The sequence below is a fragment of the Actinoallomurus sp. NPDC050550 genome, from assembly GCF_040655075.1.
In the GTDB taxonomy this organism is placed as follows: Bacteria; Actinomycetota; Actinomycetes; order Streptosporangiales; family Streptosporangiaceae; genus Actinoallomurus.
Genome location: NZ_JBFAJC010000002.1, coordinates 320,667 through 345,884 on the forward strand (window position 1 = coordinate 320,667; position 25,218 = coordinate 345,884).

The window sequence follows — 25,218 nt, forward strand, 5'->3', positions numbered from 1 at the left end:
TGCTAGGAAGTACAAACGGCGGAGACGCGGCTAAGTCCCCGGTGACCAAGAGCAGGACCCGAACACACCCACCGGTAACAGCCACGCCGAGGAAGGATCAGCCGATGAACACGTGCGGTCCGGGAAGTGGCCCTGTTCCAGTCAACGAGCGTGCGAAATAGTGTGGAGGCCGCTTGTGTGATGCAAGGGATCTGATGGGGGAGAGGCTTTGTCGGAGAACGTCTTGTCGGTCCGGATCGCCAGCGGTGGCAGCGATGACGATGTGTTGCGGTCGTTCGCGCGGTGGCTCGGGGAAGAGCCGGAGATCCGCCGTCACGCGGTGATCAACGGGCTGGCCGCCGTACCCGGTGCGGGTGATATGGGCGGTGCACTCGAGGTGGTGCAGCTGGTGCTCGACTCCGGCTTCCAGCTGGCGAACCTTGCCCTGGCCTACACCGCTTGGCGTTCCACCCGGTCGGACGCACCAGCGGTAACAGTGTCCCGGGGCGGAGTGAGCATCACCCTGGCCAGCGGCGACGCCGAGGTTGTCGCCCGCTTGGTGCGGGAGCTGGAGGAAGCCAGACCAGAACAGTGAGCGTGCTTCCCGACCCGAACACCTCTCGCGCCGTGCTGATCGGCACCTGGCGATACACCGATCCCGGCCTGACAAGCCTGCCGGCCGTCGCGGAGAACCTCAAGGCCCTGGCCCGGCTGCTGCGCGACCCCGGCATCTGGGGACTGCCGAAGACGCACTGCACCGCGATACCGAACCCCGCCACTGCCGCAGAGGCCATCGACCCGATCATCGAAGCCGCCGAGCAGGCCACCGACACCCTCCTCGTCTACTACGCCGGACACGGACTCATCGCCCGTCGCGACGCCGAACTCCACCTTGCCCTCACCGGCTCCCGGCCTAACGCCGCCCACACCGCCCTGCCTTACGCGACAATCCGCGACGAACTCCTCGACACCCGCGCGCGGCGCCAGGTCGTCATTCTCGACTGCTGCTATAGCGGCCGTGCCTTAGGCCGCATGGCCCCGGCCGACGCGGCCACCGTCCTGGCCGACGAAGCCGCCATCGAAGGCACGTACCTGATCGCCGCCGCCGCCGAGACCAGGACAGCCCTTTCCGTCCCCGGTGAACCCCACACCGCCTTCACCGCCGAACTCCTCACCACCCTCCGCCGCGGAATCCCCGGCCAAGGCCCTCACCTCGACCTCGACACCCTCTACCGCCACATCGAAACCACCCTCCGCGCCAAACAGCGCCCCCTCCCCCAGCGCCGCATCCGCAACACCGCCGACCGACTCGCCTTCCACAACCGCGCCCACGCCCCGACACGACCAGCCCCCACCCCGACTGCGTCAGAGCCAGCCCCACCAGCCGACCCACCCCGTCCTCACCCAGCAGGCAGCACTCGCGACACCCCCCGCGGGATCCGGCGGCGAGCGTTCATCGTGGGCGCCGTCGTGTTCGCCGGCGCGGGCACGGCCACCGGGGCTGCGCTGTGGCCCTGGGGAGAGAGCGGGGATTCGGTCCGCGCCCGAAGACTCACCGACACCGACACCGAGGACGTGGCATTCAGTCCGGCCGGCCGGACGCTCGTCACCATCGATGGATCATCCGTCTCGCAGGTCTGGGACGCGGCCACCGGCAAGATGATCGCCGAGTCCTCCGACGGGCAGAACGGAGTGTCTTGCGTGGCGTTCAGCCCCGACGGCAAGACCTTCGCAACCGGCTGTGGGAACGACATCCGGGTGCGAGACGCGGCCACCGCGGTCCCCATCGCCACCTTCCCCACCACCTCGAACAACAACATAAGCATGGTGCCGTTGGCGTTCAGCCCCGACGGCAAGATGCTGGCATGCGGCGGCGCGGACACGGGCCTCGGGAGCCGCGACGACACTGACGCCTACGACATGAAGAACAGCTTCCGACTGCTGCGCACATCCACCGGCCTCGTCCGTGCGGCCTCGTCGGATCACAACCTACGCGCCGTAGCCTTCAGTCCGGACGGCAAGACGGTCGCATGCGCCAACGAGGGCGGGTGCTGGCTGTGGGACGTTGCCGGTCGTCGCTTCGGCCAAGAGATCGGTCTGCGCGACAACACGCACGCGGTGCTGTTCACACCGGACGGACGGCTCCTCGTCACCGCAGGCGAGGGCGGCATACGGCTGTGGGACACCACCTCGCTGCGCATCAAGGCGACACTTCCCGCAGGAACCACATACGCCGTGGCGCTCAACGAGGGCGGCAGGGCGATCGCCACCGCCGGACCGCACGGCGTACAACTGTGGGACATGGCCACCCGCCGCCCCACCGCTACGCTGACCCACAACCTGACGCACTCCCTGGCATGGAGCCCCGACGGCAGAACCCTTGCCGGCGCCACCTCCCAGAGCAACGCCAAGATCACACGCTCTTTCCCGTCGTACGACAGCGGATGCCTGCTGTGGCAAATCCCCGCACGGCTCCTGCCCACCTCTTCCGGAATACCCCCGACGCACCCAAAGGGGTGACGCCACGCAAGATCACCGCCGTTTGCGGCTGATGACAGGGCTCTTACCGGCACCCCTAAGCTCTACGGCAGAGGAGCCTCGCCGATGAGTCGCCCCCGCAGACGAGGCCATGGCGGAAATCCTCGATGAGCGCGAGAGCAGTGCCCCTTCCAGGGGCTCACCTGGACGAAGGTCCGGCGGGTGAGGTTGCGACCGGGCGGGTCGGCCAGGCGTCTTCGGTGACCAGGCGGCGCGTCAGCAGGGGCTCCCACCAGGAGCGGTGGTCGCGGTACCAGCGGATCGTCTCGCGGATCCCCGTTTCGAAGGAGACCGCCGGCCGCCAGCCGAGCTCCCGGCGGATCTTGCGGGCGTCGAGCAGGTAGCGCCGGTCGTGGCCGGGGCGGTCCGGGACCACCGTCTTCAGCGAGGCGGGGAGCCCGAGCTCGTCCAGCACGAGGTCGGCGAGCTCCTCGATGCTCGCCTCTTCGCCCGTGCCGACGTGGTAGGTGGCGCCGTCGGCGCCGCGCTCGACGATCGCCGTGATCGCCGCGCAGTGGTCCGCGACGGAGATCCACTCCCGTCGGTGGCGCGTCGAGGCGTACATCGGCAGGGGCCGCCCGGCCAGCGCGTTCGTCACGAACAGCGGCAGCACCTTCTCGGGGAACTGGTACGGCCCGTGGTTGTTCGCGCAGTTGGAGATCGTCACCGGCGTCCCGTACGTGCTGTGGTAGGCGCGCACCAGGTGGTCGGCCCCCGCCTTGCTGGCGCTGTACGGGGTGTTCGGCCGGTAGGGGCTGGTCTCGGTGAAGCCCTCGGCGGCGTCGAGCGGCAGGTCCCCGTACACCTCGCAGGTAGAGACGTGGTGGAAGCGCCCGACGCCGACCCGGCGGCACACGTCCAGCAGCACCTGGGTGCCGAGGACGTTCGTGCGGAAGAAGCGCTCCGGCTCGACCACGGCGAGACTGTTGTGCGACTCGGCCGCGAGGTTGACGACGACGTCGATCTCCCGGCCGCCGAGCAGGGCGAGCATCCGCTCCTCGTCGCCGATGTTCGCGCGTGCGAACTCGATGTCGCCTTCGAGCCCCGCGAGGTTCCTCAGGTTACCGGCGTATGTGAGGGCGTCGATCGCGACGATCGTGTCGGCCGGCTCGGCGGCGCGCCAGTGCCGCACGAGGTTGCTGCCGATGAACCCGGCCGCCCCCGTGACCACGATCGTCCTCGGCATCTCCCCGCCATCCGTCACCGCTCCGTCTGGAACCTCGCAGGATACTCACCAGCTCGTGGCCTGCGCGGTGAAGGCGGTGAGGTTGGCGGCGGCCCAGTCCCGGAAGGTCCGGGGCGGCAGCCCGGTGATCTGCTCGACGGTCGGCAGGGGCGTCTGCCCGCGGCCGTGGAGCGGACTGCCCATGGCCGCGATCGTGGCGTCGGCGAGCCGCTCGTCCAGGCCGTAGGCGACCATCTGGTCGCGGGACTGCTCCGGAGTCTGGACGGTGACGCCGATGGGCCTGTCCAGCAGCTCGGCGAGGACGGCGATCTGACGCCTCGGCGAGATCGCCTCCGGCCCCGTCACCGGATACCCCGCGCCGGTGGGGCCCGGGCCGACGAGCAGGTGGTACGCGACGGCGGCGATGTCGACCGGATCGACCGGGGCGACCGGAAGGTCGGCGAAGGGCACGGACACCGCACCGGCCGCAGCGATGGACGCCGTCCAGTGCAGCGCGTTGCTCATGAACGCCCCCGGCCGGACGAAGGCGCAGCGCACGCCCGAGCGGACGACGGCCTCCTCCCCTTCGCGATGCCAGCGGGTGAACGGGTCGTCCGCGCCCTCGTCGATGCCGAGGACGGAGAGCTTGACGAGATGGCCGATCCCCAGGGCGGCGGCCGCCTCGGCCACGAGGTGGTCCTGCCGCGGACCGTCCGGCCCGCCCGTCAGCAGGAACACCCGGCGTACGCCGCTCAGCGCCCGCCGGACCGCTTCGGGGTCGTTCAGGTCGGCGGCGTACGGCTCGACGCCGGGCAGCCGGTCTCCGCGCTCGGGATGGCGGGACATCGTCCGTACGGTGGCGCCCCGGGCCGACAGGAGGCGGACCAGGGCGCTGCCGACGGTCCCGGTGGCTCCGGTCACGAGGAAATCGGGCATCTCAGGCTCCTTCGCGGGTGATCTTGGGGAGGGTCTGGAGCAGATGCTCGTGCCAGTCGACCTCGACCCGCAGGCGGGCGATCTGGTGTTCCGACACGACCAGCTCGGCCGCGCTCAGCCAGGGGCGGGCCGCGGCGAGCCGGCTCTCGGCCGAGGTCAGCCGGGCCCGGAACTCCAGCAGTCGCGCGTTCACGATCTCCTGCAGGGTCTCCTCGGCGACCGTCCGGGCGTGGGCGAGGGCGAGGTCGAACGGATCGGTGGGGACGACGACCGCCCGCAGCATCTGGTCGTGCAGGGTGCTCAGCGCCCGCCGGCCGTCGGCGGTGATCTCGTAGACGGTCCGCTCGGGATAGTTGCCCTCCCGCTCGGTCCGGACCTCGGCGACCAGCCCCTCGCGGGAGAGCCGCGCCAGCGCGCCGTACAGCGCGCCGGGCTTGACGTCCGCCCAGTGCTCGGCCCGGTCCTCGGCGACCTGCAGGCGCATCCGGTGCCCGTGCATCGGGCCTCGCTCGGCCAGTGTGCTCAGCACGAAGAGACGAATAGCACTCACGAGCGACTACTCTCGCATGAGTAGTCGCCCATGGTCAATCACGAGTCCCGTACGACCTGCGGCGGCAGACGCCACGCGTCAAGTGCGGCCGTCACCCCCGATGTCCGGTCGGTGCCCGCTCAGAACTTCGTGAAGTGGTGGAAGCACTCGTAGGCGGCGTCCTGGGCGGCGAACGCCTCGACGTCGGCGCGTTTCACGGCGAGGTAGGCGGCGCTGCGCAGCGGGCCCAGGGCGTTCATGAGCAGGGTGTCGGCCTCGAGGGCGTCGAGCGCCTGGCCGAGGGAGGAGGGGAGACGCGGCGGGCGGTCGGCCTCGGGGAGGGTGTCCGGATCGACGCCGACCGCCGTGCCGGGGTCGATCTTCGACCGGATGCCGTCCAGGCCGGCGTGGATCACCGCGCCGAGGGACAGGTACGGGTTGGCGCTGGAGTCCGACGGCTTCAGCTCCAGGTTGGTGGTCTCCTTGGCCGCGTCCCGCATCGGCGAGCAGATCCGCACCGCGGCCTCGCGGTTGTCCACGCCGTAGCAGGCGTACGCGCTCGCCCACGACCGTGGGGTGAGGCGCCGGAAGCCGTTGACGGTGCCGGAGGTGAGGGCCGTCAGGGCGGGCAGGTGCGCGAGGAGCCCGCCGATGAACCAGCGGCCTTCATCGGAGAGGCCGTACGCGCCGCCCGGGTCGTGGAAGACGTTGCGGTCGCCGGACCACAGCGACAGGTGCAGGTGGCAGCCGTTGCCCGCCTGGCCGGGAATGGGCTTGGGCGCGAGCGAGGCCCACAGTCCGCGGCGCATCGCCACCGCCCGTACGGTCTCGCGGTAGAGCACGTGGTTGTCGGCGGCGCGCAGGGCGGCGGAGGGCCGGATCGACAGCTCCTGCTGACCGTGCCCCAGTTCGGGGTAGTAGTGCTCGACGCGCATGCCCTGGGCCTCCAGGGCATGGACCAGTTCGACGGTGAAGTCGTGCGCGGCGTGGAAGCCGGTCGCGGAGTAGCAGAGGCTGTCGTCGATGGGGACGAGCCGGTCCGGGCCGTGGTCCACGGGTATCCGGCGGCCCAGCGTGAACTCCGGTTCGAACGCCGCGACGAGGGAGTGGCCGGTGTCCGCCAGCGCGGCGATGGCGTCCTTGAGGAAGGCGCGCGGGCAGGCCTCCCACGGTTCGCCGTCCGGGTGGACGAGGTCGGACAGCATCGCGGCGGCGCCGGGGGCGTACGGGAGCGGCGTGAACGTGGACGGGTCCGCCAGGATGCGGACCTCGCCCACGGGCCCCATGCCCTCGACCGGCTGCAGCGTGTCGAGCATGGTCATCGCCATCATCGCGACGGTGTGCCCGATGCCCGTGTACAGCCGGTCGGCGATTCGAGCCCCGGCGGCGGACTTGCCGCGGATTATCCCGCCGTGGTCGGCGTAGAGGAACCGGACGAGGTCGATGCGGCCCGTCTCGACCCGTTCGGCCACGTGCGCCGCCACCGGGTCGTCGCGCCTTTTTCTGGCGTCCATGCCTCTGGAGTAACACGCAGGGTGAGATCAGGCCAGTGGCTCGCCGATGTACCGCTGGACTGTCGGGGCCAGGTCGGCGACGAGCGCGTCGACGTCGAGGGCGACGATCGGCGGCAGTCGCAGGATGTAGCGGCACAGGGCCGCGCCGAGCAGCTGGCTCGCCACCAGGGCGGCGCGGGTGGGGCCGTCCTCGCCGCCGCCCAGCGCCGTGGCGACCTGGGTGGCGAAGATCGTGCGCATGCGCTCAGCCGCGCCGTCGTTGGTGACCGCGGACCGCAGCAGCACGGTCAGCACCTCACCGGGCCCCTCGCCCTCCCACAGTTCGAGGAAGTGGCGCACGAACGTCTCTCCGACCTGGTCGGGAGGGAGTGAGGCGAGGTCCGGCAGCCGCAGGTCGAGGTCGACCGCGGCGGCGAACAGGCCCTCCTTGGAGCCGTAGTAGCGGATGACCATCGACGGGTCGATGCCGGCGTCGGCGGCGATCGCGCGGACGGTCGCTCGTTCGTAGCCGTCGGCGGCGAAACGGCGGCGGGCGGCGGTGAGGATCGCCGCGCGGGACTCCTGGGATCGGGCGGTGAAGGCCATGCCCACAAGTGTAGGCCAACAAGTGTTGGCAAACGTGCGCCGGGCGGCTAATCTCATTGCCAACAGACGTTGGCCATCAAGCGTTGGCCGCAAGGAGGTCACCGAAATGCCTGAGCTTCCAGACACCACCGAGGTAGCCATCGTCGGCGCCGGCCCCACGGGCCTGGCCCTCGCCGCCTCCCTGGCGGACCGGGGAGTGGAGTTCGTGCTGCTGGACAAGGCGGCCGAGGGGACGAACACCTCACGCGCCGCCGTGGTCCACGCCCGCACCCTCGAGGTCCTCGAGCCGCTCGGCGTCACCGGCGAGCTGATCGAGCGCGGAGTGATCGTCCCGACGTTCACGGTTCGTGACCGGGACCGGACGCTCATGAAGGTCGACTTCGGCGGGCTGCCCACCGCGCATCCCTACACGCTGATGGTTCCGCAGAGCACGACCGAGGAGGTCCTGCTCCGGCGCCTGCGTGCGCTCGGCGGCGACGTCCACCGGGGCAGTGCGGTGACCGCGGTGACCGGTGACTCCGAGGGCGCCACCGTGCGGCTGGCGGACGGGGCGACCGTGAGGGCGCGCTCCGTCGTCGGCGCCGACGGCATGCACAGCGTCGTCCGCGAGCAGGCCGGCATCGGCTTCACGGGCGGCGCCTACGCGGAGTCGTTCATCCTCGCAGACGTCCGCGTGGAGTGGGAGCTGCCGGACGACGAGGTCCAGCTGTTCCTGTCCCCGGAAGGAGTCGTCGTGGTGGCCCCGCTTCCCGGAGGCCGGCATCGGGTCGTCGCCACCGTCGCTGACGCGCCCGAGCACCCGGACGCCGACGACGTGCGCGAGGTCCTCGGCACCCGGGGCCCGCAGTCCTCTCCCGCGCGGATCGGCGATGTCGTGTGGAGCTCGCGGTTCCGGGTGCACCACCGGATCGCCGACCACTATCGGGCCGGGCGGATCTTCCTCGCCGGTGACGCCGCCCACGTGCACAGCCCGGCCGGAGGCCAGGGCATGAACACCGGCATCCAGGACGCCGTGGACCTGGCCGGTCGCCTCGCCGCCGGGACCGAGGACGGTTATGAGGCCGCGCGGCGCCCGGTGGCCGCCGAGGTCGTGGCGATGACCGACCGGATGACCCGCGCCGCCAACCTCGACGGAAACGTGGCTCGCATGGTGCGCAACACCCTCCTGACCGTGGCCGGCCACAACCCGACGGTCCGGCGCAAGCTGGCGATGCGGCTGTCCGAGCTCTCGGCGGGCCGCTGAGCGGACGGCCGCCGGGCCACGGACGGTGCGCTGCGGCTCGGTTCAGGTGGTCGGTCGGGCGGCGGGCGGTGGCGGACCGTGCGTCGGTGTCCTCCGCGGCTCGGTTCAGGTGTCAGGTGGCGGCGAGACGCACGTCGGTGTCCTTCGCTGTTCAGTTCAGGTGGTCGGCCAGGCGCCGGGCGGCAGCGGACCGCACGTCGGCGTCCTCGGCGTCCTCGTGCCGGAGCCGCCGTAGCCGGGCCCGCGTCGCGCCGTCGAGCGGCACCGCCCCGGCGGCGATCCGGCGCACCCCGCCCTCACAGTCCCACAGCCCCTCGACCAGGTACGGCTCCGCGACGTGCGGATCGATCCTGCCGAGCGCGCCCAGGAGGTTGGTGCGCAGCTGAGACGAGGCGCTCTCCGTCCAGCCGTACAGCAGCAGCGGGATCGCGGACCGGGTCCGCAGGCGGCCGAGCCCGTCGGCGGGTACGGCGGCCAGGTCCCAGTCCTCCTCGTCGAGGGCGATCTCGAGGGCTTCCAGGAGCGGCACCGCGTCCACCTCCGTGCCGTGCGCGGAGAGCACGTCGATCCCGACGTCGGAGTACGACCGCTGCTCGGCCACCCAGACGCGGGCGCGGGTCAGCGCGGCGGGTCCCAGGTCACGGACGGCGCGGCACAACGGCCCGTCGTAGGAGCCGGTGGGCAGGCACTCCTCGACGAGGTCGAGGACCAGGGGACTGTGCCGGCGGCCGAGTTCGAGGATGGCGGCGGTCGCGCCGTCGCCGCGGGCCCGCACGCGGGCCGCCAGGTCGGCGGCGGAATGACCGGTGAGGGAGATCCGCGGCTCGTGCGGGCGTGTCTCTGGTCTGCGCGCTGCGGCGATCCGGGGTTGTCGGCGCGCCCACATTCGCGTCACCGCGCCGTCGACCCCGCACAGCCAGGCGAGCGCGCGGTCGTCGCAGCGGGTCGCCGCGACCTCGTCCAGTCCGTCGGCGAGGGCGGGGTCGTCGAGTTCGACCAGGGACTGCAGTGCGGTGTACCAGTTCGCGCCGTCGGCGGCATAGCGTCGCAGGGGGACGGCGGCCTCCCGCCGTCCGAGGCGGACCAGCTGGGCGAGCACGTCGAGGGCCAGGTTGGTCCGGTCCGGCTCGGTGTCCAGCCGATCATCAGGATCGAATATATGTTCGACTATAGGGGTGATCTCGAGCTCCAGGTCGAGGATCAGCCGTGCGAAGTACAGTCCGCGGGCCTCGAGGGTGTCCCATCGAGGGTCGCGGCTGACGCAGTCGTAGATCAGGTCGCGCGCGCCCGGCGTGCCGGCGGCGCGGCGCGCGGCGCAGCCACGGCCGCGCTGCAGGCGGCCGTGCAGTGATTCCGCCGGATGAATGACGATGGGTTCCACTGCTGCAGGATGCGCACTCGACCACAAATCGGGCAAGCAAATTATGGGACGGCGTCATGCCCACTTAGGGAACGTCGCCCTCCCGCTCGGGCGACGCTTGGGAGCGTCGGCCTTCCGCTGGGGCGACGCCTGGGGGAGCGCCGTCCTTCCGCTCAGGGGAGCAGCGGCGCGCCCGCGCCCTTGACCGTGCGGATCACCGGGGCGGTCTCCACGTGGCGTACGCCCTCCAGGGCGCCGATCCGCTCGGTCAGGTAGCGGTACAGGTGGCGCGTGTCCCGGCAGGCGAGGGCGACCAGCAGGTTGGTCGGCCCCGTCGTGGCGGCCGCGAAGGTCACCTCCGGATGTCCGCCGATCGCCTCGCCGACGGCGACCAGCTCGGAGGGCAGCACCGACACCCACAGCCGCGCCTCGGCGTGATAGCCGAACGCCTCAGACTGCATGTCGAGGTCGTAGAACAGCACGCCCGCGCGGCGCAGCTCGTCCATGCGCCGCCGCACCGTGGACTCCGACCAGCCGGTGACGGAGGCCAGCTCGGCGTGGCCGGCGCGGCCGTCGGCGGACAGCGCCGACAGCAGCGCGTGGTCGGCCTCGCTCAGCTCGATCGGCTCGTAATCCGGCGAGGGCGGCTCGGGCCGTAGCCGGTCGGCCTGCTCCTTCGACAGCGAATGGACGCCCGACCAGCCGCCCGGGCCACCCGCGAACAGGTGCAGGAGCGCGTGGGCGGTGACCGACGACACGCGGCCCGTGCGCGGCAGTTTCTGGAGCAGCAGGTTGTCGCGCTCCTCCGGCGTCCGGGCCATGGTCCCGCAGGTGATCTCGGTGCCGCCCGACAGCAGGTGCACCCAGTAGGTGTCCGTACGGCGGGCGAGCGCGGCGGCGACCGCCCCTGCCGCGTCCGGCGTGGCCCGTACCCGGAGCGCCCAGGACACCAGGCCGGCGCGGGGCGCGTCGACGGCGCCGACCACCCGCGCCACCCCGGTCGTGCGCAGCCGCCGGTACCGGCGGGCGATCGTCTGGTCCGAGACCCCGAGCACCTCGGCGATCTTGCTGAACGGGGCCCGGCCGTCGAGCTGCAACGCGTGGACGAGGTGCCGGTCCAGCTCATCGAGAGTGAGGGAATTCACCACAGGAGAGTAGCGAATGTCGATAAGCGCCACCGAGCGGCCGCTGGCTGGAGAGTTCCGGTTCGTACGGCGAGGGTGAGGGCCGTCCCCAGAAACCGGAAGGAATCACTCATGCGTAAATGGTGGCCGCTCGTGGCGGTCTGCCTCGGGGCCTTCATGCTGCTCGTCGACGTCACGATCGTGACGGTCGCGCTGCCCGCCATGGCCAAGAGCCTCGACGCGTCGTTCACGGCTCTGCAGTGGGTGCTGGACATCTACGCGCTCGCCCTGGCCGCGCTGCTGCTGGGCGCGGGCTCGCTCGCGGACCTGTTCGGGGCGCGCAGGGTGTACGTCGCGGGGCTCGTGCTGTTCGCCGCGTCCTCGCTCGCCTGCGGGCTGGCACCGAACGCCGCGACCCTCATCGCCGCGCGCGGCGCGCAGGGCGTCGGCGGCGCGGCGATGTTCACCACGACGCTCGCTCTCCTCAACAGCACCTACCAGGGCAGGGACCGGGGTGTGGCGTTCGGCGTGTGGGGCGCTGTCAACGGGCTGGCCGCGGCCGGCGGTCCGATCCTCGGCGGACTGCTCACCCAGCACGTGAACTGGCGGTCGATCTTCCTGGTCAACCTGCCGGTGACCGTCATCGCGATCGCGCTCACGCTCGCCGTCGTCGGAGAGTCCCGGCGTACGAGCGGCGCCCGGATCGACCTGGCCGGGATGGCCTCCTTCACCGCCTGCGCCGGAACGCTGACGTACGGGCTCATCCGCGCGGGCGACGACGGCTTCACCGCGGCCGTGCCGCTCACGATGTTCGGGCTCGCCGCCGTCGCCCTGGCCGTCTTCGTCGTGGTCGAGAAGAGGGCCCGGGACCCGCTGCTCGACCTGGGCCTGTTCCGTAACCGGTCGTTCGTCGCCGTGCTGATCGGCGGTGCCCTCCTGATGGCCTCGGCGTTCGCCTGTCTCGCCTTCACCTCCCTGTGGCTGCAGGGTGTCCTGGGCCTGGGGCCGGTACGCGCCGGGGCCGCCCTGATCCCGCTCGCCGGCGCGTCCTTCGTGGTGTCCGCCGTCGCCGGGCGGTTCCTGCACGGCGCCTCGCCCCGGCTGACCATCGGGATCGGGCTGTTGCTCATCGGCGCCGGTTCGGGCCTGCAGGCCGTCCTGGACGCCGGGTCCTCGTCCACCGCGATCATTCCGGGGCTGATCGTCGGCGGCGTGGGTGTGGGAACGTCGATCCCCGTGCTGTCGGCGGCGGCGATGAGCGCCGTCCCGCCCCAGCGCGGCGGGATGGCCGGCGGCGCCCTCAACACGTTCCGGCAGCTCGGCTACGCCCTCGGCGTCGCCGTGCTCGGCATCGTCTTCCGCGGCCGGATCGAGCACGTGCTCACCGGCCATGTCGCGGACCCGCATGCGATGGCCGGTGCGGCGAGCGGCGGGCAGGCCCCCCACCTGCCGATCATCCGTGCCGCCGTGGCGTCCGGCCTCAACGAGGTCTACGCCGTGTCGGCCGGGCTGGGGATCGCCGCCGGGATCATCGTCCTCGCGCTGTTCCGCACGCAGGGGCGGACCGCCGTACGACCGGCCCCGGACCGCGAGAAGGCCACCGCCTAGATTCCCCGGGCGAGGTCAGAGGCGCCAGCGGCCCTGGTTCAGGACGTTGATGGCCTCGGCCTCGCCCGTCATCTCCACCTGCGCGGTGTCCTTGCGGCCCATGGCCCACAGCGTCAGCTCGCTCGGTCGGCCGTGCACCCTGACCAGCCTGCCGCCCTTGGTGACGCGCTGGGTGCGCCCACCCGGGTCCACGAACGTGATCTCCACCGGCAGCCGCCGCAGCACGAACCGGGCCGTCTTCAGCCGCCGCCACAGGTGCTCTTCGAGGGCCGGCGGCAACTCACGGGGCTCCCAGCCCTCGCGGGCCCGCCGCACGTCCTCGTGGTGCACGAAGTATTCGGTGGTGTTGGCCGCGGCGTCCACCACGGACAGCGCGAACGGCGACCAGCCCGGCGGCCCGGCCCGGAAGCGTTCGACCAGCTCGGCGAAGGGCATCGAGTCGCGGGCCTGGAGCCGTACCTTCTCGGTGTGGCCGGCCAGCAGGGGGATCATGATCCCCGGCGCGGCGTCGGGCCGGTGCTCCCGGATGACCAGATGGGCGGTCAGATCACCGGTGGTCCACCCCTGGCAGAGGGTCGGGGCGTCGGGGCCGGCGTCGATCAGGGCGTCGCTCAGGGCATGGCGCTCGGCGCGCGCCCAGTTCTCGTTCGCCATGGCGCGATCGTAGGCCCGACCTCTCTCGGAGCGGAATAACCCGGGGCCTCCGCGTGATAGGGAATAGCGGCCCCACTATCTGCCACGAAGGGGGAGCTTGTTGTCACAAAAAGTGACATCGGACATTTTGAAGAAGGGGATCGGTGTCCTCTGGGTCGCCGCCCGGGCCGAGCCGCGTCTCCTCACCGCCGCCGTGCTCAGCAGCGGGCTGTACGCGGCGATGACCGTGGGCAGCGCCTGGGTCCTCGGCCGGGTCACCCAGGACGTCGTCCTGCCCGCCTTCCGCGACGGCCGCACCACCGCCGGCACCCTCGCCCTCGGCGGCCTGGCGATCGTCGGCGTTGCCGCGCTCAAGGCGCTCGGCATCGCCGGGCGGCGGCTGTACGCCGGCATGGTGCAGTACAACATGCAGGCGGCCTACCGGCGGGCGGTCACCCGGCAGTACCTCCGGCTGCCCCTCGCCTGGCACCAGCGGCACCCCACCGGCCGGCTCCTGTCCAACGCCAACGCCGACGTCGAGGCCGCCTGGGCTCCCCTCGCTCCGCTGCCCATGGCCCTCGGCGTCGTCCTGATGCTGATCATCGCCGCCGTCGCCATCCTCGCCACCGACGTCGTCGTGGCGATCGTCGGCTTCCTCGTCTTCCCGGCGATCGCCGGGCTCAACGTGATCTACCAGCGAAGGCTCGCCCCGGTCGCGGCACGGGCGCAGCGCCTGCGGGCGGGCGTCAGCGAGGTCGCGCACGAGAGCTTCGAGGGCGCGCTGGTCGTCAAGACGCTCGGCCGGGAGGCCGACGAGACCGAGCGCTTCGCCGCCGTCGCACACGAACTGCGCTACGCCAACGTGGCGGTCGGCCGCCTGCGCGGGCTGTTCGACCCGATCCTGGAGGCCCTGCCGAACCTCGGCGTGCTCGCCGTCCTGCTCGTCGGGTCGATCCGGCTGCGCTCCGGCGCGATGTCGCCCGGCGACCTCGTGCACGTCGCGTACCTGTTCACCCTGCTGGCCTTCCCGATCCGGGCGCTCGGCTGGGTCCTGGCCGAGGTGCCGCGCAGCGTCGTCGGCTGGGAACGGGTGCAGAGCGTCCTGGAGGCGACCGGCTCGCTCCCGTACGGTGAGCGGGCCGTCGACGGGGACGGTCCGGCGCGCCTGGAGGCACGCGCCATCCGGTTCGGCTACACCGACGACGACGTCCTGCACGACGTCGCCTTCACCGCCGAGCCAGGCCGTACCATCGCGGTCGTCGGCCCGACCGGTTCGGGCAAGTCGACGCTGACCAACCTGCTCGTCCGCCTCGTCGACCCGGCGAGCGGCAGCGTGCTGCTCGACGGCGTGGACGCGCGCGACGTGAAGCGGCACGGCATGTCCGCGACCACCGCGCTCGTACCGCAGCAGGCGTTCCTGTTCGACGACACCGTGCGCGGCAACGTGACGCTCGGCCTGGACGCGCCGGACGAGGACGTGTGGGAGGCCCTGCGGCTGGCCCAGGCGGACGGCTTCGTGTCCGCGCTCGCGGACGGCCTCGACACCCACGTCGGGGAGCGGGGCGCCACGCTGTCCGGCGGGCAGCGCCAGCGCCTCGCGCTCGCCCGCGCCCTCATCCGGCGGCCCCGCCTCCTCGTGCTCGACGACGCGACCTCCAGCGTCGACCCCCAGGTGGAGGCCCGCATCCTGGACGGGCTGCGCGACTCGGCGGCGACCGTCGTGGTCGTGGCCTATCGCAAGGCGACCATCGAACTGGCCGACGACGTCGTCTACATCGAACGCGGCCGGGTCACCGCCCAGGGCTCGCACAAGGAACTTCTGGAACGGTCCGCCGGATACCGGAATCTGGTCACCGCCTACGAACGCGCGGACACCGAGCCGGAGCCGGCCGACGACGAGGACGAGAACGAGGAGGCCGTGGCGTGACCGCCGTCGATACGAGCCGGCCGTCCGGCCTGGCGACGCTCCGCCGCGGCCTGCGGCTCACCCCCGAGTTCCGGCGGGGCATCGTCGGCACGCTGCTGCTCGCGCTCGTGGCCACCGCGGGACGGATCGTCGTCCCGGTGGCCGTCCAGCAGACGCTCGACAGTGGGTTGCGTGCCAAGGGCGGGCCCGACATCGGCTTCATCCGCACCGCCGTAATCGTGTGCGCCGTCGCCGTCGTCGTGACCGCCCTCGCGGCGTACCGGATGAACGTCCGCCTGTACCGGACGAGCGAGAACGGCCTGGCGGCGCTGCGGGTCCGGGCGTTCCGGCACGTGCACGACCTGTCGATGCTCACGCAGAGCGGCGAGCGGCGCGGCTCGCTCGTGTCCCGCGTGACCAGCGACGTCGACCAGATCAGCCAGTTCATGCAGTACGGCGGCCTGATGATTATCATCGCCGGCGGCCAGCTCATCGTGGCGACCGTGCTCATGGCCGTGTACTCCTGGCCGCTCGCCCTGCTCGTCTGGGTCGTCTTCGCGCCCCTCGCGTACACGCTGCGGATCTTCCAGCGCTGGCTGTCGAAGGCGTACGGGACGGTGCGCGAGCGGGTCGGCGACATGCTCTCGGCGGTGAGCGAGTCGGTCGTCGGCGCCTCGGTCATCCGCGCGTACGGCGCGGAGGAGCGCACCGCCCGCCGGATCGACGAGTCCGTCGGCGAGTACCGTGACGCGCAGGTCCGGGCGCAGAACCTGGTCGCCTTGACCTTCCCCTCCACCGAGCTGGCCTCGGCGCTCGCGACCGCCGGCGTGGTCGTGGCCGGGACGCTGCTGGGGATCGGCGGCCACCTGACCGCCGGGGAGCTCGTGGCGTTCCTGTTCCTGGTCACCTTGTTCGTCAGCCCCCTGCAGGTGGCCACCGAGGTCCTCAACGACGCCCAGAACGCCATCGCCGGCTGGCAGCGCGTGCTCGGCGTGCTGGACATGACGCCGGACGTGGCCGACCCTGGCCCGGAGGGCGTGGAACTGCCCCGGGGCGCGATCGACGTGCGGTTCGAGGACGTGTCGTTCGCCTATCCCGGCGGGCCGACCGTCCTGTACGACGTGTCCGCGCGCATCGCGCCGCGCTCCCGGATCGCGATCGTGGGGGAGACCGGCTCGGGAAAGACGACCTTCGCCAAGCTGCTGACCCGGATGATGGATCCGGCGTCGGGGCGGGTGCTGGTCGACGGCGTGCCACTGACCGATGTCCGGTTCTCCTCGCTGCGCGAGCGCATCGTGATGGTCCCGCAGGACGGCTTCCTGTTCGACGGGTCCCTCGCCGACAACATCCGCTTCGGCCGGCCGGACGCGTCCGAGGAGGACATCCGCCTGGTCCTGACCGAACTGGGACTGGCCGACTGGCTGGGCGGCCTGCCGGAGGGGCTGCGGACCCCGGTCGGGCAGCGCGGCGAGTCGCTGTCGGCGGGGGAGCGCCAGCTGGTCGCGCTGGCCCGCGCCTACCTGGCCGACCCGGACCTGCTCGTGCTCGACGAGGCGACGTCCGCCGTCGACCCCGCCACCGAGGTGCGCCTTCAGCGCGCCATCGAGAGCATCACCCGGGGCCGTACCGCCGTCTCGATCGCCCATCGGCTCTCCACCGCGGAGGCCGCCGACGAGGTCCTCGTCTTCGACCAGGGCCGTCTCGTCCAGCGGGGCCCGCACGCCGCGCTGGTCGCCCAACCGGGACGATATGCCGAGTTGTATGCATCCTGGGCAGCTCAGTTGAAGATTTGATTTTTCGGACACTCTCGCCGTTCTCGCCGGTGAGAGGTGGGTTGCCGCGACAACGGCGGGGAATATCGACGGCGGAAAACAGTCTTTCGCACCGGGGCGTGTGACAGAGCACCGAACTTGGTAAACTGAAACCGGTTGCTGTCGTAGTTCCACGTTCGTTTGCCAGACGCCCGCGGACCGATGACTGGCGGGCGTGTTCTTGCTTCTTCAAGGGCCTGCACACACCCGCGGCAACCATAAAAGTGACCCACAACCTGTGGGTTTTGTTTGTCCCGCAAGGAGTTAGGCATGGCCCAGGGCACCGTGAAGTGGTTCAACGCCGACAAGGGGTTCGGCTTCATCGCCATTGACGGCGGTGGTCCGGACGTCTTCGTTCACTACTCGGCGATCACTTCGAACGGATACCGTACGCTCGAGGACAACCAGCGGGTGGAGTTCGAGGTCGTCCAGGGCGACCGCGGCCCGCAGGCGGACCAGGTCCGTCCGCTGTAGTTCAGATAAAGTTCACTCAGGTTCACCCGTCGGGGTCCGTACCGTTTCGGTGCGGGCCTCTTCGCTTTTCTGCAACCGGTCGATCGCCCAGAGCGCCCACTCGCGTTCGGCGGCCATGTGTCGAAGTCCGCGTTCAAGGGCAAAACCCCCAAAACTGGACTCGCCGACCTTACGGCGCAGCGCCTCCAGATCGACCTTTCTCGCCTCGGCGGCACGCGCCTGCTCCGTGAGCAACTCGATGGCCTTCTGCGTGGGCAGCAGGGGGAGCAGGAACGCCCGCAGTGACGCCTCATCGCGTACCCGCTGCTCGGGCTTTGCCTCGGTCAGCCACTCGTGCAGTTCCGCCTGGCCGGCCGCGGTGATGGCATAGGTCTTGCGGCCGCGCGGGCCCTCCTCTTCGACCTTCAGCAGCCCGTCCGCCGCCATGCGGTTCAGCTCGGGATAGATCTGGCTGTGGCTGGCCTGCCAGACGTGGGCGAGCGACCCCTCGAAGCTCTTGGTGAGGTCATAGCCGCTGGACGGCCCCCTGACCTCGATCAGTGCCAGCAGTGCGGCGCGCAGTGACATGCGATCACCTTAGCTCGGCTCTTACATGTTGAGATTGACATGTCGGCTCTTACATGTTGATATCGACGCGTTGATCGAGTCTGAGGAGGGATCGGGATGTCGACCGTTACGAGCACCGCGCCGCCCGGCACGGAGCGCCGCCCCAAGATGGGCCTGGTGATCATCGCCGTCGTCGGCGGCATGTTCCTCGCGATGCTGGACCAGACGATCGTCGGCACGTCGCTGCCGACGATCGTCCGGGACCTGCGCGGGGAGGACCTCTACACCTGGGTCGTCACCGCCTACCTGCTCACCTCGACGATCACCGTTCCGCTGTACGGGCGGCTGTCGGACGTGTACGGCCGCAAGCCCCTGCTGCTCATCGGCGTGACCGTCTTCCTCATCGGGTCCGGCCTGTGCGCGGCCGCGCAGAACATGCCCGAGCTCATCGCCTTCCGCGCCCTCCAGGGGCTCGGCGCCGGCGCCCTGATCCCGCTGTCCCTGGCCCTGGTCGCCGACATGTTCCCGCCCGAGCGGTCCGGCAGGGTCCAGGGCGCGCTCGGCGGCGTGATGGCCCTCAGCTACGTCGCCGGCCCGTACCTCGGCGGTTTGCTCACCGAGCAGGCGAACTGGCGCTGGGTCTTCCTCGTCAACCTGCCGATCGGCGTCGTCGTCCTCGCGGTCATCGCCCTGCGCCTGCCCCACCAGCGGCGTGAGCGCGTCCACGCCCGGCCGGACTACCTCGGCATCACGGTGTTCGCGGCCGCCATCGGCCTGCTGCTGTTCGGCCTGACCGAGAAGGGCCGCGCGACGGCCTCGGGGGCGACCCACGCCTGGACGAGCGCGACCGTCGCCGGGCCGATCGCCGTCTCGCTGGTGCTGCTCGCCCTCTTCGTCCTCGTCGAGCGGCGGGCCGCCGAGCCGATCGTGCCCCTGGGGCTGTTCCGCAACCGCATCTACACCGCGGCCAACGTCGGCTCGTTCTTCACCGCCTTCGGGATGTACGCCGCGATCATCTTCCTGCCGCGCTACTTCCAGACGGTGCACGGCGACAGCGCCACCACCTCGGGCCTGAAGGTCTATCCGCTCATGCTCGGCATGCTGGCCGGCAGTTTCCTCACCGGCGCGCTGATCAGCCGGACCCGCCGCTACAAGCCCTGGCTGGTCGCCGCCCCCGTCCTGCTCGCCGCCGGGGCCCTGCTGTGCGCGAACCTCGGCGTCCACACCGGCGTGTGGGTCCTGGCGGGCTGGATGATCCTGATCGGCCTCGGCATCGGGCCGATGCTGTCCGGGCTCACCGTGGCCGTGCAGAACGCCGTCGACCCGCAGCACATCGGCACGGCCACCAGCAAGATCACCTTCTTCCGCCAGGTCGGCGGATCGGTCGCCCTGGCCATCGCCGGCACCGCGTACGCCTCCCACGTCCGCGAGGCCGCCCCGGCACACGGCCCGGCGAACGCGGCGGCGTCGGCCACCGCGACCGTGATCCCCTGGCTCGGCGTGGCCGGCGCGGCCATCGCCCTCGTCGTCTTCGTGCTGATGCCGGAAAGCCCGCTGCGCCGCCTCGCCCCCTCCGCGCCCTCGGTGGAGTGAGGCGGCACAATGGATGCCATGTCCTTGGACCCCAAGATCGCTGATCGTCTCAAACGCACCGAAGACGGTCTCGTCCCGGCCATCGCCCAGCAGTACGACACCGGCGAGGTGCTCATGCTCGCCTGGATGGACGACGAGGCCCTGCACCGCACGCTGACCACCGGCCGCGCCACCTACTGGTCGCGCAGCCGCCAGGAGTACTGGGTGAAGGGCGAGTCCTCCGGCCACCAGCAGTGGATCAAGGAGGTCGCCCTCGACTGCGACGCCGACGCCATCCTCATCAAGGTCGACCAGGTCGGGGCCGCCTGCCACACCGGCGACCGCACCTGCTGGGACGCCGACAAACTCGACGCGGTCGTGGGAGAGCGTCCGCAGTGACGAGCCGCCGCGAACTCGCCGCCGCCGCGCTGCTCGGCGCGGTGGGCGCGGGGCTCGCAGCCGGATTCACCGGCCGGACCTGGGCGACGGTCACCGTACGCGGCGGCATGAACCTCATGCCGTCGCTCCAGCCGCTCACCGGACGGTCGCTGAGCGGCGGCGTCGCCGCCCTCGGCCTGGCCGGACTGGCCGGGATCGCCGCCCTCCTCGCCACCCGCGGCTGGGCACGGACGGCCGTCGGCGTGCTGCTGACCGGCTTCGGGGTGCTCATCGCCGTCCTGTCGCCCCTCGCCGTCCGCCACGCGCACGTCATCTCCGCCGCCGCGAACCGCACGAACCTCACCCGGCTGACCGGCGACGTCACCGTGCACGTGAACGGCTGGTGGATCGCCGCCCTGGCGGGCGGTGTCCTGCTGGCCGCCGCCGGGCTCCTGACGGTCGTCCGCGGCCGGCGCTGGCCCGGCATGTCCGCCCGCTACGACCGTCCCGGCACCGCCCCGCGACCGGGCGACGACCCCGCCTCGCTGTGGAAGTCGCTCGACCGCGGCGACGACCCCACCAGCGAGGATCTCCAGGACCGCTGATGAGCGGGCGCGCGTCGTCTGGACCGAGGAGCGCCGGGAGCGAAGCGACCAGAGCGACGAGGGAAGACGGCGCGTTGGGCGCCCGCTCCCGCGCTCGCGGAGCGAGCGCCATCGAACAGAGCGGGTACGTGTCCGGCGTGCGCCATCGGGCCGGGCACGGAACCGTTCTGGTGGTGGAGCACGACCCGAGCGTCGCCGAACTCATCCGGCTCTACCTCAGCCGCGAGGGATACCACCCGCACCTCGTGACCGATCCGGCGTCGGCCGCCGCGCTCGCCCGCCGCCTGCGACCCGACGCGGTCGTCCTCGACCTGACGACGGGCGTGCACCATGAGATGGCGGAGGCGGCCGGCGCCGCGGTCATCGTGTCCGTCGTGCCGCCCGGGATGACGCCGCCCGGCGGGTACACCGTGCCCCGGCCGTTCAGCCCGCGGGCGTTGCTCGCCACACTCGGCCGGGCCCTGCGCGGGCACCAGGCGGAGGCTCCTCCTCCCGACGACGTGCTGCGCGCCGGTGACGTCGTCCTGGACCCCCGGACCCGTACCGTCACCGTCGCCGGTGCGCCCAAGGCCGTGACGACCATGGAGTTCGACCTGCTCGCCTTCCTCATGCGCAACCCGGGGCGGGTGTTCGGCCGCGAACAGCTGCTCGCCGCCGTCTGGGGATCGGCGGAGTCGGCCGGGGCCCGTACCGTCGACGTCCACATCGCCCAGCTGCGCGCCAAACTGGGCGCCCGCAGCCCCCTCCGCACCGTACGCGGCGTCGGCTACGCCGCCGATCTTTAGAAGGCGCCTGCGGTACCTGCCGGGCCTGGACCGTTTGGTGATGACCGCCCGTCTTCGGCCAGGTTGACGCCGACGTGATTCCGCTGCCGACCGCCGGTGAAGTACCTGAGTAATCCACGGCCCAGCGCGTCCGACCTCGGAGGATCCACCTGACCACAGGGCTGGGCATTTCCTGGGCATCGTGGTTCACTTGCTTCATGCCCAGAAAAAGCCCAGTCGAGATCGAGGTGGTCGGGGCGGTCGACCGGCTGCTGCGTCGCGGGCTGCCGGTCACCCCGGCCATCGCAGATCCAGTCCTGCTCGACCTGCGCGGGATCGTGGCCAGGGCGGTCGACCCCGCCGACGAAGCCAGCCGAACCACGGCACTGGACGGAACACTGCGCGGCCTGCTGGCCCGGTTCCCCGATACCCGCTACGGCCCTGCGGTGCGGGCTCTGTTCGGGCTTCCTCCGGCCGAGCCCGGACAGAACCTGACCATGCGCCGGGAGCTGGCCGCCCGGCAGGCCGGGCACGAGGTGCACCATTTCCGTAAGCGGGTCGAGCCCAAGTTGGTCGAGAAGATCGCATGGGAGTTGCTGGCCGACGCCGACCGGTTCACGCGGCTGCCCATGATCGCCCCCCGACTGGCACCGGCCACCAACCGGCAGACGATCCCGGCGGACCCATTCGCGTGGGAGGTCGCCGAGCACGAGGAGCAGCTGTGCCGGTTGTGGTCGGCGATCTACGCAGCCCGTGCCGAGCTGCTTGCCGTCGAGCGACTGATCAGCCTGGATACCGACCGTGTCGACGTCATGCGTACTGCGGTGACGGCCGCCTGGCGGTGGGCCACAGCCCGCGCCGAGGCGATCGGTTACATCGCCGCGTTCGCCCCCGACCCAGGCAAGGCGTCGGTGGATGAACTGGTCGCCCTCGCAGGCTGGACGCCGATGCTGACCGAAGCGCAAGTGTCCCGGCTGACGGAGGCCGCCACCGGTGGCGCCAGTCGCGAGCAGTTCGTCGCCGCTCTCCATGACGAGACCGAGCTGGGCAACGTCTGGGTCCAGGGACTCCTCACCCAGCCTGAACCCGCGAACAGCATCACCGAGCAGGAGAACGGATCGCCTTCGTGACGAGCACATTCACCAATCCCGCACTGGCGGCGGCCCTCGAAGCCGCGGCCGACGGCGACCCGCGCCGCTACGTCATCACCGGCGGTCCCTCCTCCGGGAAAGACGACCTGATCACCGCCGTCCACTCCGCCGGCATCCCCTGCATGACCGAGGAACCAGGCCGGGAGATCTACCGCAAGCATCGCGAACGGCTCGGGCGGCACCTGCGTCGCGAGGACCGCCGCGAGTACTCGCTGGAAGTGCTGGATGCGTTCATCGCCGAGTACACCAGCCACAAGCACGGCATCCGCCTCTACAACCGGGGCATCCCGGACGGCTACGGGTGGGAGGCGTTCTTCGGGCTACGCCCAACCCGGCAATTGGAGGAGGCCACCCGGCTGTACCGGTACGACGCGGTCTTCGTGCTCGACCCGCTCGACACGTTCGAGGATCCTGACGACATCGTCTGGGCCAAGGACCGCGAGCTTCGCCGCGTGCACGAACTGATCGTGCAGGGCTACTACGACGCCGGCTACGAGCCCGTGTTCGTGGCACCGGACTCCGCCGGAGCTCGCCTGGATTTCATCTGCGCCAACCTTCGCCTGCCCAAACCGAGCCGAGGAGCGTGATGTCCTTGTCGCGCAACGGGAAATCCGCGCTGCTGATCTCGCCGAACAGCGTGCTCGCCAACGCGCTCCTGCGTTCCATCGATCTCCTCCGGCCGCGCGTACTCGCCGTCCGCCCGCAGCGCATCGAGTTCGTGGTCGGCACCCAGATCAACGGCGCGCCGCACCTGGGCACCAACCTCGTCCAGACCGCGGCGTTCCTGCTGGCCAAGATCGCACGCCGGGAGTTCTCCATCGACACCCGCGTACGGTTCGGTGCGCTCGACAACGCGCCATACGACGTGGTGCTCGACCCCGAGACGCACCACGCCTACCAGCAGACCTACTACCACGCACTCGGCAAGGACGAGATCAGCGAGCTCGTCGATGGCTACTACCGGGCGTTCTTCGACTCCTTGTCCGAGGCCACCGACACCGACTACGAGGTCGAGACCTACACCGACCAGCAAGCCACCCCAGGGTTCCGGGCGGAGTTCTTGCGCACTCTGGAACGCCTGGAGGACATCCGCTGGTGGATGGCCCCGTCCCACGGCACCGTCCACATCCGGCTGCCCTGCCCAGAATGCGGCTGGGCGGAGAAGCGCGCCGACCGCACCAAGCTCGCTCACCTCGACGAGGACGGCGCCACGTTAACCGCGGTGTGCCTGGACCATGGCGACTACGAGGTGCACATCGACCCCGAAGACGATCAGCCCTACCTCGACCTCGCCACCCTGTACCGGAACCTGGTCAAGGAACGCGCGCTCGGCCGCGACACCCACGTCCTGCACGTGATGATGAAAGGCGGGGACTGGACCTTCGGCTGCCAACTCGTCGACGGCGCCCTCGGCGCGCTCGATACCCCGCCCACTCAGATGCCGTCCCGGATCTTCACTCCGCAGGTTCTCGCACCCACCGGGGCGAAACTGTCCAAATCCCTATTGCGAGAGCAGGGTAAAGGCGCACTCCCGGCCGATGTCGAGCCGTGGATGCTCGACACGACCGCCTGGCCTGGCACGGTCGACGACTACGTCGACGCCCTGGTCTGGCTGGTCGGCGAACTGCTCACCGACCCTAAGCACTTCTTCCGCTCGTTCACCGTCAAGGAACTGGGCCGCATGATGACCGCACGTCCCGCCGAGCCCGTTGTCCGCGCCCACGAGATGGGCATATACAAGCGCTACTTCGACCTGATCGCCACCGGCCGCAAGACCATCGAGATCCGCGTCAACGACTCCAGCCGCAAGAAGATCAAGGAAGGCTCGCTGATCCGATTCCGGTGCCAAGGCGACCAGGTGCTCACCCGTGTCACCCGCGTCGCCAGATACGGCTCCTTCGAGGAGATGTTCGACCACGAGTCCGTCACCTCGGTCAACCCGCTCGCGGCCCGTGAAGAACAGCTCGCCAACATCCGCCAGATCTACCCGCCCGAGCGTGAGGCGCTCGGCGTGGTGGCCATCGGCATCGAGCTGGTCGACCCGCCGCGCCCGGCGTGACCGACTCCGGCGGGCAGCGAGCTTCGAGGCCCGGACAGGACTCTGTCGGACCGCCGTCGTCCGCGGCCTCGCCGGTTGTCAGCCGCCGGCCGTACGCTGGGAGCGTGACAGCGGGGCAGTGGAGGAATCGGCCGAGTAGCGCAGTGGTGCCCCGTCGGATGGGGCGTTGGGGGCCGTACGCCGTGCTCGCGGCGGTGATCGGGGCGGCCGGGTACGTCGCGGCGGTCGACCCGAACCATCCGGGGCACTATCCGACCTGCCCGTTCCTCGCCGTGACCGGGTACTACTGTCCCGGCTGCGGATCGCTGCGCATGATCCACGCGATCGGGCACGGTCACCTCGCCGAGGCGTTCGGGCGCAACCCGCTGGCCTTCGTCACACTGCCATTCCTGGCTTACCTCTGGGTGAAGTGGGCGCGGGCGGCCCGTACGGGCGGGCCGGTGCGCTCCAGGATCCTCCACCCTGCGGTGATCATCGGGTTCACGGTGGTCATGCTCGTGTTCTGGGTCGTCCGTAACCTGCCCGCCGGGCGTGCCCTTGCGCCGTGATCTCGTACCCGCGGAAGGGGGACCGGGGCGGCCGGGCTACGATCGAGACACGAACGTCCGACAAAGGGGGACCGTGTTCCGTGAGCGAGCTTGTGAGGCAGGACTCGGCGCGGGTGCGGTGCGGGCGTGCGGCGAACATCATCAGCAGGGAGGACCTGTGAGCGATGTGAGCGACCGATCCGGCACAGCG

At 71.0% G+C, this 25,218-nt stretch carries 24 protein-coding genes; 15 read left to right on the forward strand and 9 right to left on the reverse strand.

Translation table 11 applies throughout. The features are described 5' to 3' along the window. The first annotated feature begins 208 nt into the window (after nt 1-208). Nucleotides 209-574 carry a hypothetical protein gene (locus tag AB0I04_RS03805; RefSeq protein ID WP_360878430.1) on the forward strand — a complete coding sequence of 122 codons (366 nt, stop codon included), beginning with the start codon at nt 209-211 and terminating at the stop codon, nt 572-574. Then, nucleotides 571-2,499 (forward strand): caspase family protein, encoded by a 1,929-nt coding sequence (locus AB0I04_RS03810; RefSeq protein WP_360878433.1) that lies wholly within the window; start codon nt 571-573, stop codon nt 2,497-2,499. The genes AB0I04_RS03805 and AB0I04_RS03810 overlap by 4 nt, the downstream gene beginning before the upstream one ends. A gap of 157 nt (nt 2,500-2,656) precedes the next feature. Here the strand turns inward: AB0I04_RS03810 and rfbB are convergent, their stop codons facing one another. The 5 genes from rfbB to AB0I04_RS03835 form a co-directional block, all read right to left on the reverse strand. Next, complete coding sequence (gene rfbB, locus AB0I04_RS03815) at nt 2,657-3,703, reverse strand: dTDP-glucose 4,6-dehydratase (protein ID WP_360878436.1); 1,047 nt, start codon at nt 3,701-3,703, stop codon at nt 2,657-2,659. A 45-nt stretch (nt 3,704-3,748) separates the two neighbouring features. Continuing rightward, a complete protein-coding gene (locus AB0I04_RS03820) occupies nt 3,749-4,618 on the reverse strand; it encodes an NAD(P)H-binding protein (RefSeq protein WP_360878439.1) in 870 nt (289 codons plus the stop codon). 1 nt (nt 4,619) lies between these two features. Beyond that, nucleotides 4,620-5,168, reverse strand: coding sequence for a helix-turn-helix transcriptional regulator (locus AB0I04_RS03825; protein ID WP_360878442.1), 549 nt, complete (start codon nt 5,166-5,168; stop codon nt 4,620-4,622). 119 nt (nt 5,169-5,287) lie between these two features. Continuing rightward, entirely contained in the window at nt 5,288-6,661 is a 1,374-nt protein-coding gene (locus tag AB0I04_RS03830) for a glutamine synthetase family protein (protein ID WP_360878445.1), read from the reverse strand. Nucleotides 6,662-6,688: 27 nt separating this feature from the next. Next, a complete protein-coding gene (locus tag AB0I04_RS03835; RefSeq protein ID WP_360878448.1) occupies nt 6,689-7,246 on the reverse strand; it encodes a TetR family transcriptional regulator in 558 nt (185 codons plus the stop codon). A gap of 106 nt (nt 7,247-7,352) precedes the next feature. Here AB0I04_RS03835 and AB0I04_RS03840 point away from each other — a divergent pair, with 106 nt between their 5' ends. Beyond that, a complete protein-coding gene (locus AB0I04_RS03840; protein ID WP_360878451.1) occupies nt 7,353-8,489 on the forward strand; it encodes an FAD-dependent monooxygenase in 1,137 nt (378 codons plus the stop codon). Between the two features lie 151 nt (nt 8,490-8,640). Here AB0I04_RS03840 and AB0I04_RS03845 read toward each other — a convergent pair whose 3' ends face one another. Next, nucleotides 8,641-9,870, reverse strand: a complete 1,230-nt coding sequence (locus tag AB0I04_RS03845; RefSeq protein ID WP_360878454.1) for a HEAT repeat domain-containing protein — start codon at nt 9,868-9,870, stop codon at nt 8,641-8,643. A gap of 152 nt (nt 9,871-10,022) precedes the next feature. Then, nucleotides 10,023-10,994 carry an AsnC family transcriptional regulator gene (locus AB0I04_RS03850; protein WP_360878457.1) on the reverse strand — a complete coding sequence of 324 codons (972 nt, stop codon included), beginning with the start codon at nt 10,992-10,994 and terminating at the stop codon, nt 10,023-10,025. Nucleotides 10,995-11,105: 111 nt separating this feature from the next. Here AB0I04_RS03850 and AB0I04_RS03855 point away from each other — a divergent pair, with 111 nt between their 5' ends. Beyond that, complete coding sequence (locus AB0I04_RS03855; protein ID WP_360878460.1) at nt 11,106-12,581, forward strand: MFS transporter; 1,476 nt, start codon at nt 11,106-11,108, stop codon at nt 12,579-12,581. A 15-nt stretch (nt 12,582-12,596) separates the two neighbouring features. On the opposite strand, the gene AB0I04_RS03860 is transcribed toward AB0I04_RS03855, so the two are convergent. After that, a complete protein-coding gene (locus AB0I04_RS03860) occupies nt 12,597-13,235 on the reverse strand; it encodes a TIGR03085 family metal-binding protein (RefSeq protein ID WP_360878463.1) in 639 nt (212 codons plus the stop codon). A 112-nt stretch (nt 13,236-13,347) separates the two neighbouring features. On the opposite strand from AB0I04_RS03860, the gene AB0I04_RS03865 reads away from it, so the two are divergent. From AB0I04_RS03865 to AB0I04_RS03875, 3 genes are all read left to right on the forward strand, one after another. Next, a complete protein-coding gene (locus tag AB0I04_RS03865; RefSeq protein ID WP_360878466.1) occupies nt 13,348-15,141 on the forward strand; it encodes an ABC transporter ATP-binding protein in 1,794 nt (597 codons plus the stop codon). After that, nucleotides 15,138-16,913, forward strand: coding sequence for an ABC transporter ATP-binding protein (locus AB0I04_RS03870; RefSeq protein WP_360878469.1), 1,776 nt, complete (start codon nt 15,138-15,140; stop codon nt 16,911-16,913). Before AB0I04_RS03865 ends, AB0I04_RS03870 begins: the two co-directional genes overlap by 4 nt. A 288-nt stretch (nt 16,914-17,201) precedes the next feature. Beyond that, entirely contained in the window at nt 17,202-17,405 is a 204-nt protein-coding gene (locus AB0I04_RS03875; RefSeq protein ID WP_360878471.1) for a cold-shock protein, read from the forward strand. A gap of 12 nt (nt 17,406-17,417) precedes the next feature. Here the strand turns inward: AB0I04_RS03875 and AB0I04_RS03880 are convergent, their stop codons facing one another. Continuing rightward, complete coding sequence (locus tag AB0I04_RS03880; RefSeq protein ID WP_360878474.1) at nt 17,418-17,972, reverse strand: PadR family transcriptional regulator; 555 nt, start codon at nt 17,970-17,972, stop codon at nt 17,418-17,420. Nucleotides 17,973-18,068: 96 nt separating this feature from the next. Between AB0I04_RS03880 and AB0I04_RS03885 the strand changes: the two genes are divergently transcribed. The 8 genes from AB0I04_RS03885 (at nt 18,069) to AB0I04_RS03920 (ending at nt 25,028) form a co-directional block, all read left to right on the forward strand. Beyond that, the gene (locus AB0I04_RS03885; RefSeq protein WP_360878477.1) at nt 18,069-19,544 is read left to right on the forward strand and encodes an MDR family MFS transporter; all 1,476 of its coding nucleotides are present in this window, start codon (nt 18,069-18,071) and stop codon (nt 19,542-19,544) included. A gap of 9 nt (nt 19,545-19,553) precedes the next feature. Next, nucleotides 19,554-19,922 (forward strand): phosphoribosyl-AMP cyclohydrolase, encoded by a 369-nt coding sequence (gene hisI / locus AB0I04_RS03890; protein ID WP_360878480.1) that lies wholly within the window; start codon nt 19,554-19,556, stop codon nt 19,920-19,922. Continuing rightward, on the forward strand, nt 19,919-20,506 hold the full coding sequence (locus tag AB0I04_RS03895; protein ID WP_360878483.1) for a Trp biosynthesis-associated membrane protein: 588 nt from the start codon (nt 19,919-19,921) through the stop codon (nt 20,504-20,506). The genes hisI and AB0I04_RS03895 overlap by 4 nt, the downstream gene beginning before the upstream one ends. A 74-nt stretch (nt 20,507-20,580) precedes the next feature. Next, nucleotides 20,581-21,291 carry a response regulator transcription factor gene (locus tag AB0I04_RS03900; protein ID WP_360878485.1) on the forward strand — a complete coding sequence of 237 codons (711 nt, stop codon included), beginning with the start codon at nt 20,581-20,583 and terminating at the stop codon, nt 21,289-21,291. Between the two features lie 197 nt (nt 21,292-21,488). Next, nucleotides 21,489-22,400 carry a hypothetical protein gene (locus tag AB0I04_RS03905; protein ID WP_360878488.1) on the forward strand — a complete coding sequence of 304 codons (912 nt, stop codon included), beginning with the start codon at nt 21,489-21,491 and terminating at the stop codon, nt 22,398-22,400. Next, a complete protein-coding gene (locus tag AB0I04_RS03910; RefSeq protein ID WP_360878491.1) occupies nt 22,397-23,008 on the forward strand; it encodes an ATP-binding protein in 612 nt (203 codons plus the stop codon). The genes AB0I04_RS03905 and AB0I04_RS03910 overlap by 4 nt, the downstream gene beginning before the upstream one ends. Beyond that, on the forward strand, nt 23,008-24,480 hold the full coding sequence (locus tag AB0I04_RS03915) for an ASCH domain-containing protein (RefSeq protein WP_360878494.1): 1,473 nt from the start codon (nt 23,008-23,010) through the stop codon (nt 24,478-24,480). The genes AB0I04_RS03910 and AB0I04_RS03915 overlap by 1 nt, the downstream gene beginning before the upstream one ends. A 158-nt stretch (nt 24,481-24,638) precedes the next feature. Continuing rightward, nucleotides 24,639-25,028 carry a DUF2752 domain-containing protein gene (locus AB0I04_RS03920; RefSeq protein WP_360878497.1) on the forward strand — a complete coding sequence of 130 codons (390 nt, stop codon included), beginning with the start codon at nt 24,639-24,641 and terminating at the stop codon, nt 25,026-25,028. Nucleotides 25,029-25,218 lie beyond the last annotated feature (190 nt).

Bases quoted from the DNA above. Each gene is read 5' to 3' on its own strand.
- AB0I04_RS03885 (WP_360878477.1), top strand. From the start codon at position 18,069: ATGTCGACCGTTACGAGCACCGCGCCGCCCGGCACGGAGCGCCGCCCC.
- AB0I04_RS03880 (WP_360878474.1), bottom strand. From the start codon at position 17,972: ATGTCACTGCGCGCCGCACTGCTGGCACTGATCGAGGTCAGGGGGCCG.
- AB0I04_RS03830 (WP_360878445.1), bottom strand. From the start codon at position 6,661: ATGGACGCCAGAAAAAGGCGCGACGACCCGGTGGCGGCGCACGTGGCC.
- AB0I04_RS03915 (WP_360878494.1), top strand. From the start codon at position 23,008: ATGTCCTTGTCGCGCAACGGGAAATCCGCGCTGCTGATCTCGCCGAAC.
- AB0I04_RS03835 (WP_360878448.1), bottom strand. From the start codon at position 7,246: ATGGCCTTCACCGCCCGATCCCAGGAGTCCCGCGCGGCGATCCTCACC.
- AB0I04_RS03905 (WP_360878488.1), top strand. From the start codon at position 21,489: ATGCCCAGAAAAAGCCCAGTCGAGATCGAGGTGGTCGGGGCGGTCGAC.
- AB0I04_RS03860 (WP_360878463.1), bottom strand. From the start codon at position 13,235: ATGGCGAACGAGAACTGGGCGCGCGCCGAGCGCCATGCCCTGAGCGAC.
- hisI (WP_360878480.1), top strand. From the start codon at position 19,554: ATGGATGCCATGTCCTTGGACCCCAAGATCGCTGATCGTCTCAAACGC.
- AB0I04_RS03875 (WP_360878471.1), top strand. From the start codon at position 17,202: ATGGCCCAGGGCACCGTGAAGTGGTTCAACGCCGACAAGGGGTTCGGC.
- AB0I04_RS03920 (WP_360878497.1), top strand. From the start codon at position 24,639: ATGGGGCGTTGGGGGCCGTACGCCGTGCTCGCGGCGGTGATCGGGGCG.
- AB0I04_RS03820 (WP_360878439.1), bottom strand. From the start codon at position 4,618: ATGCCCGATTTCCTCGTGACCGGAGCCACCGGGACCGTCGGCAGCGCC.
- AB0I04_RS03840 (WP_360878451.1), top strand. From the start codon at position 7,353: ATGCCTGAGCTTCCAGACACCACCGAGGTAGCCATCGTCGGCGCCGGC.
- rfbB (WP_360878436.1), bottom strand. From the start codon at position 3,703: ATGCCGAGGACGATCGTGGTCACGGGGGCGGCCGGGTTCATCGGCAGC.
- AB0I04_RS03855 (WP_360878460.1), top strand. From the start codon at position 11,106: ATGCGTAAATGGTGGCCGCTCGTGGCGGTCTGCCTCGGGGCCTTCATG.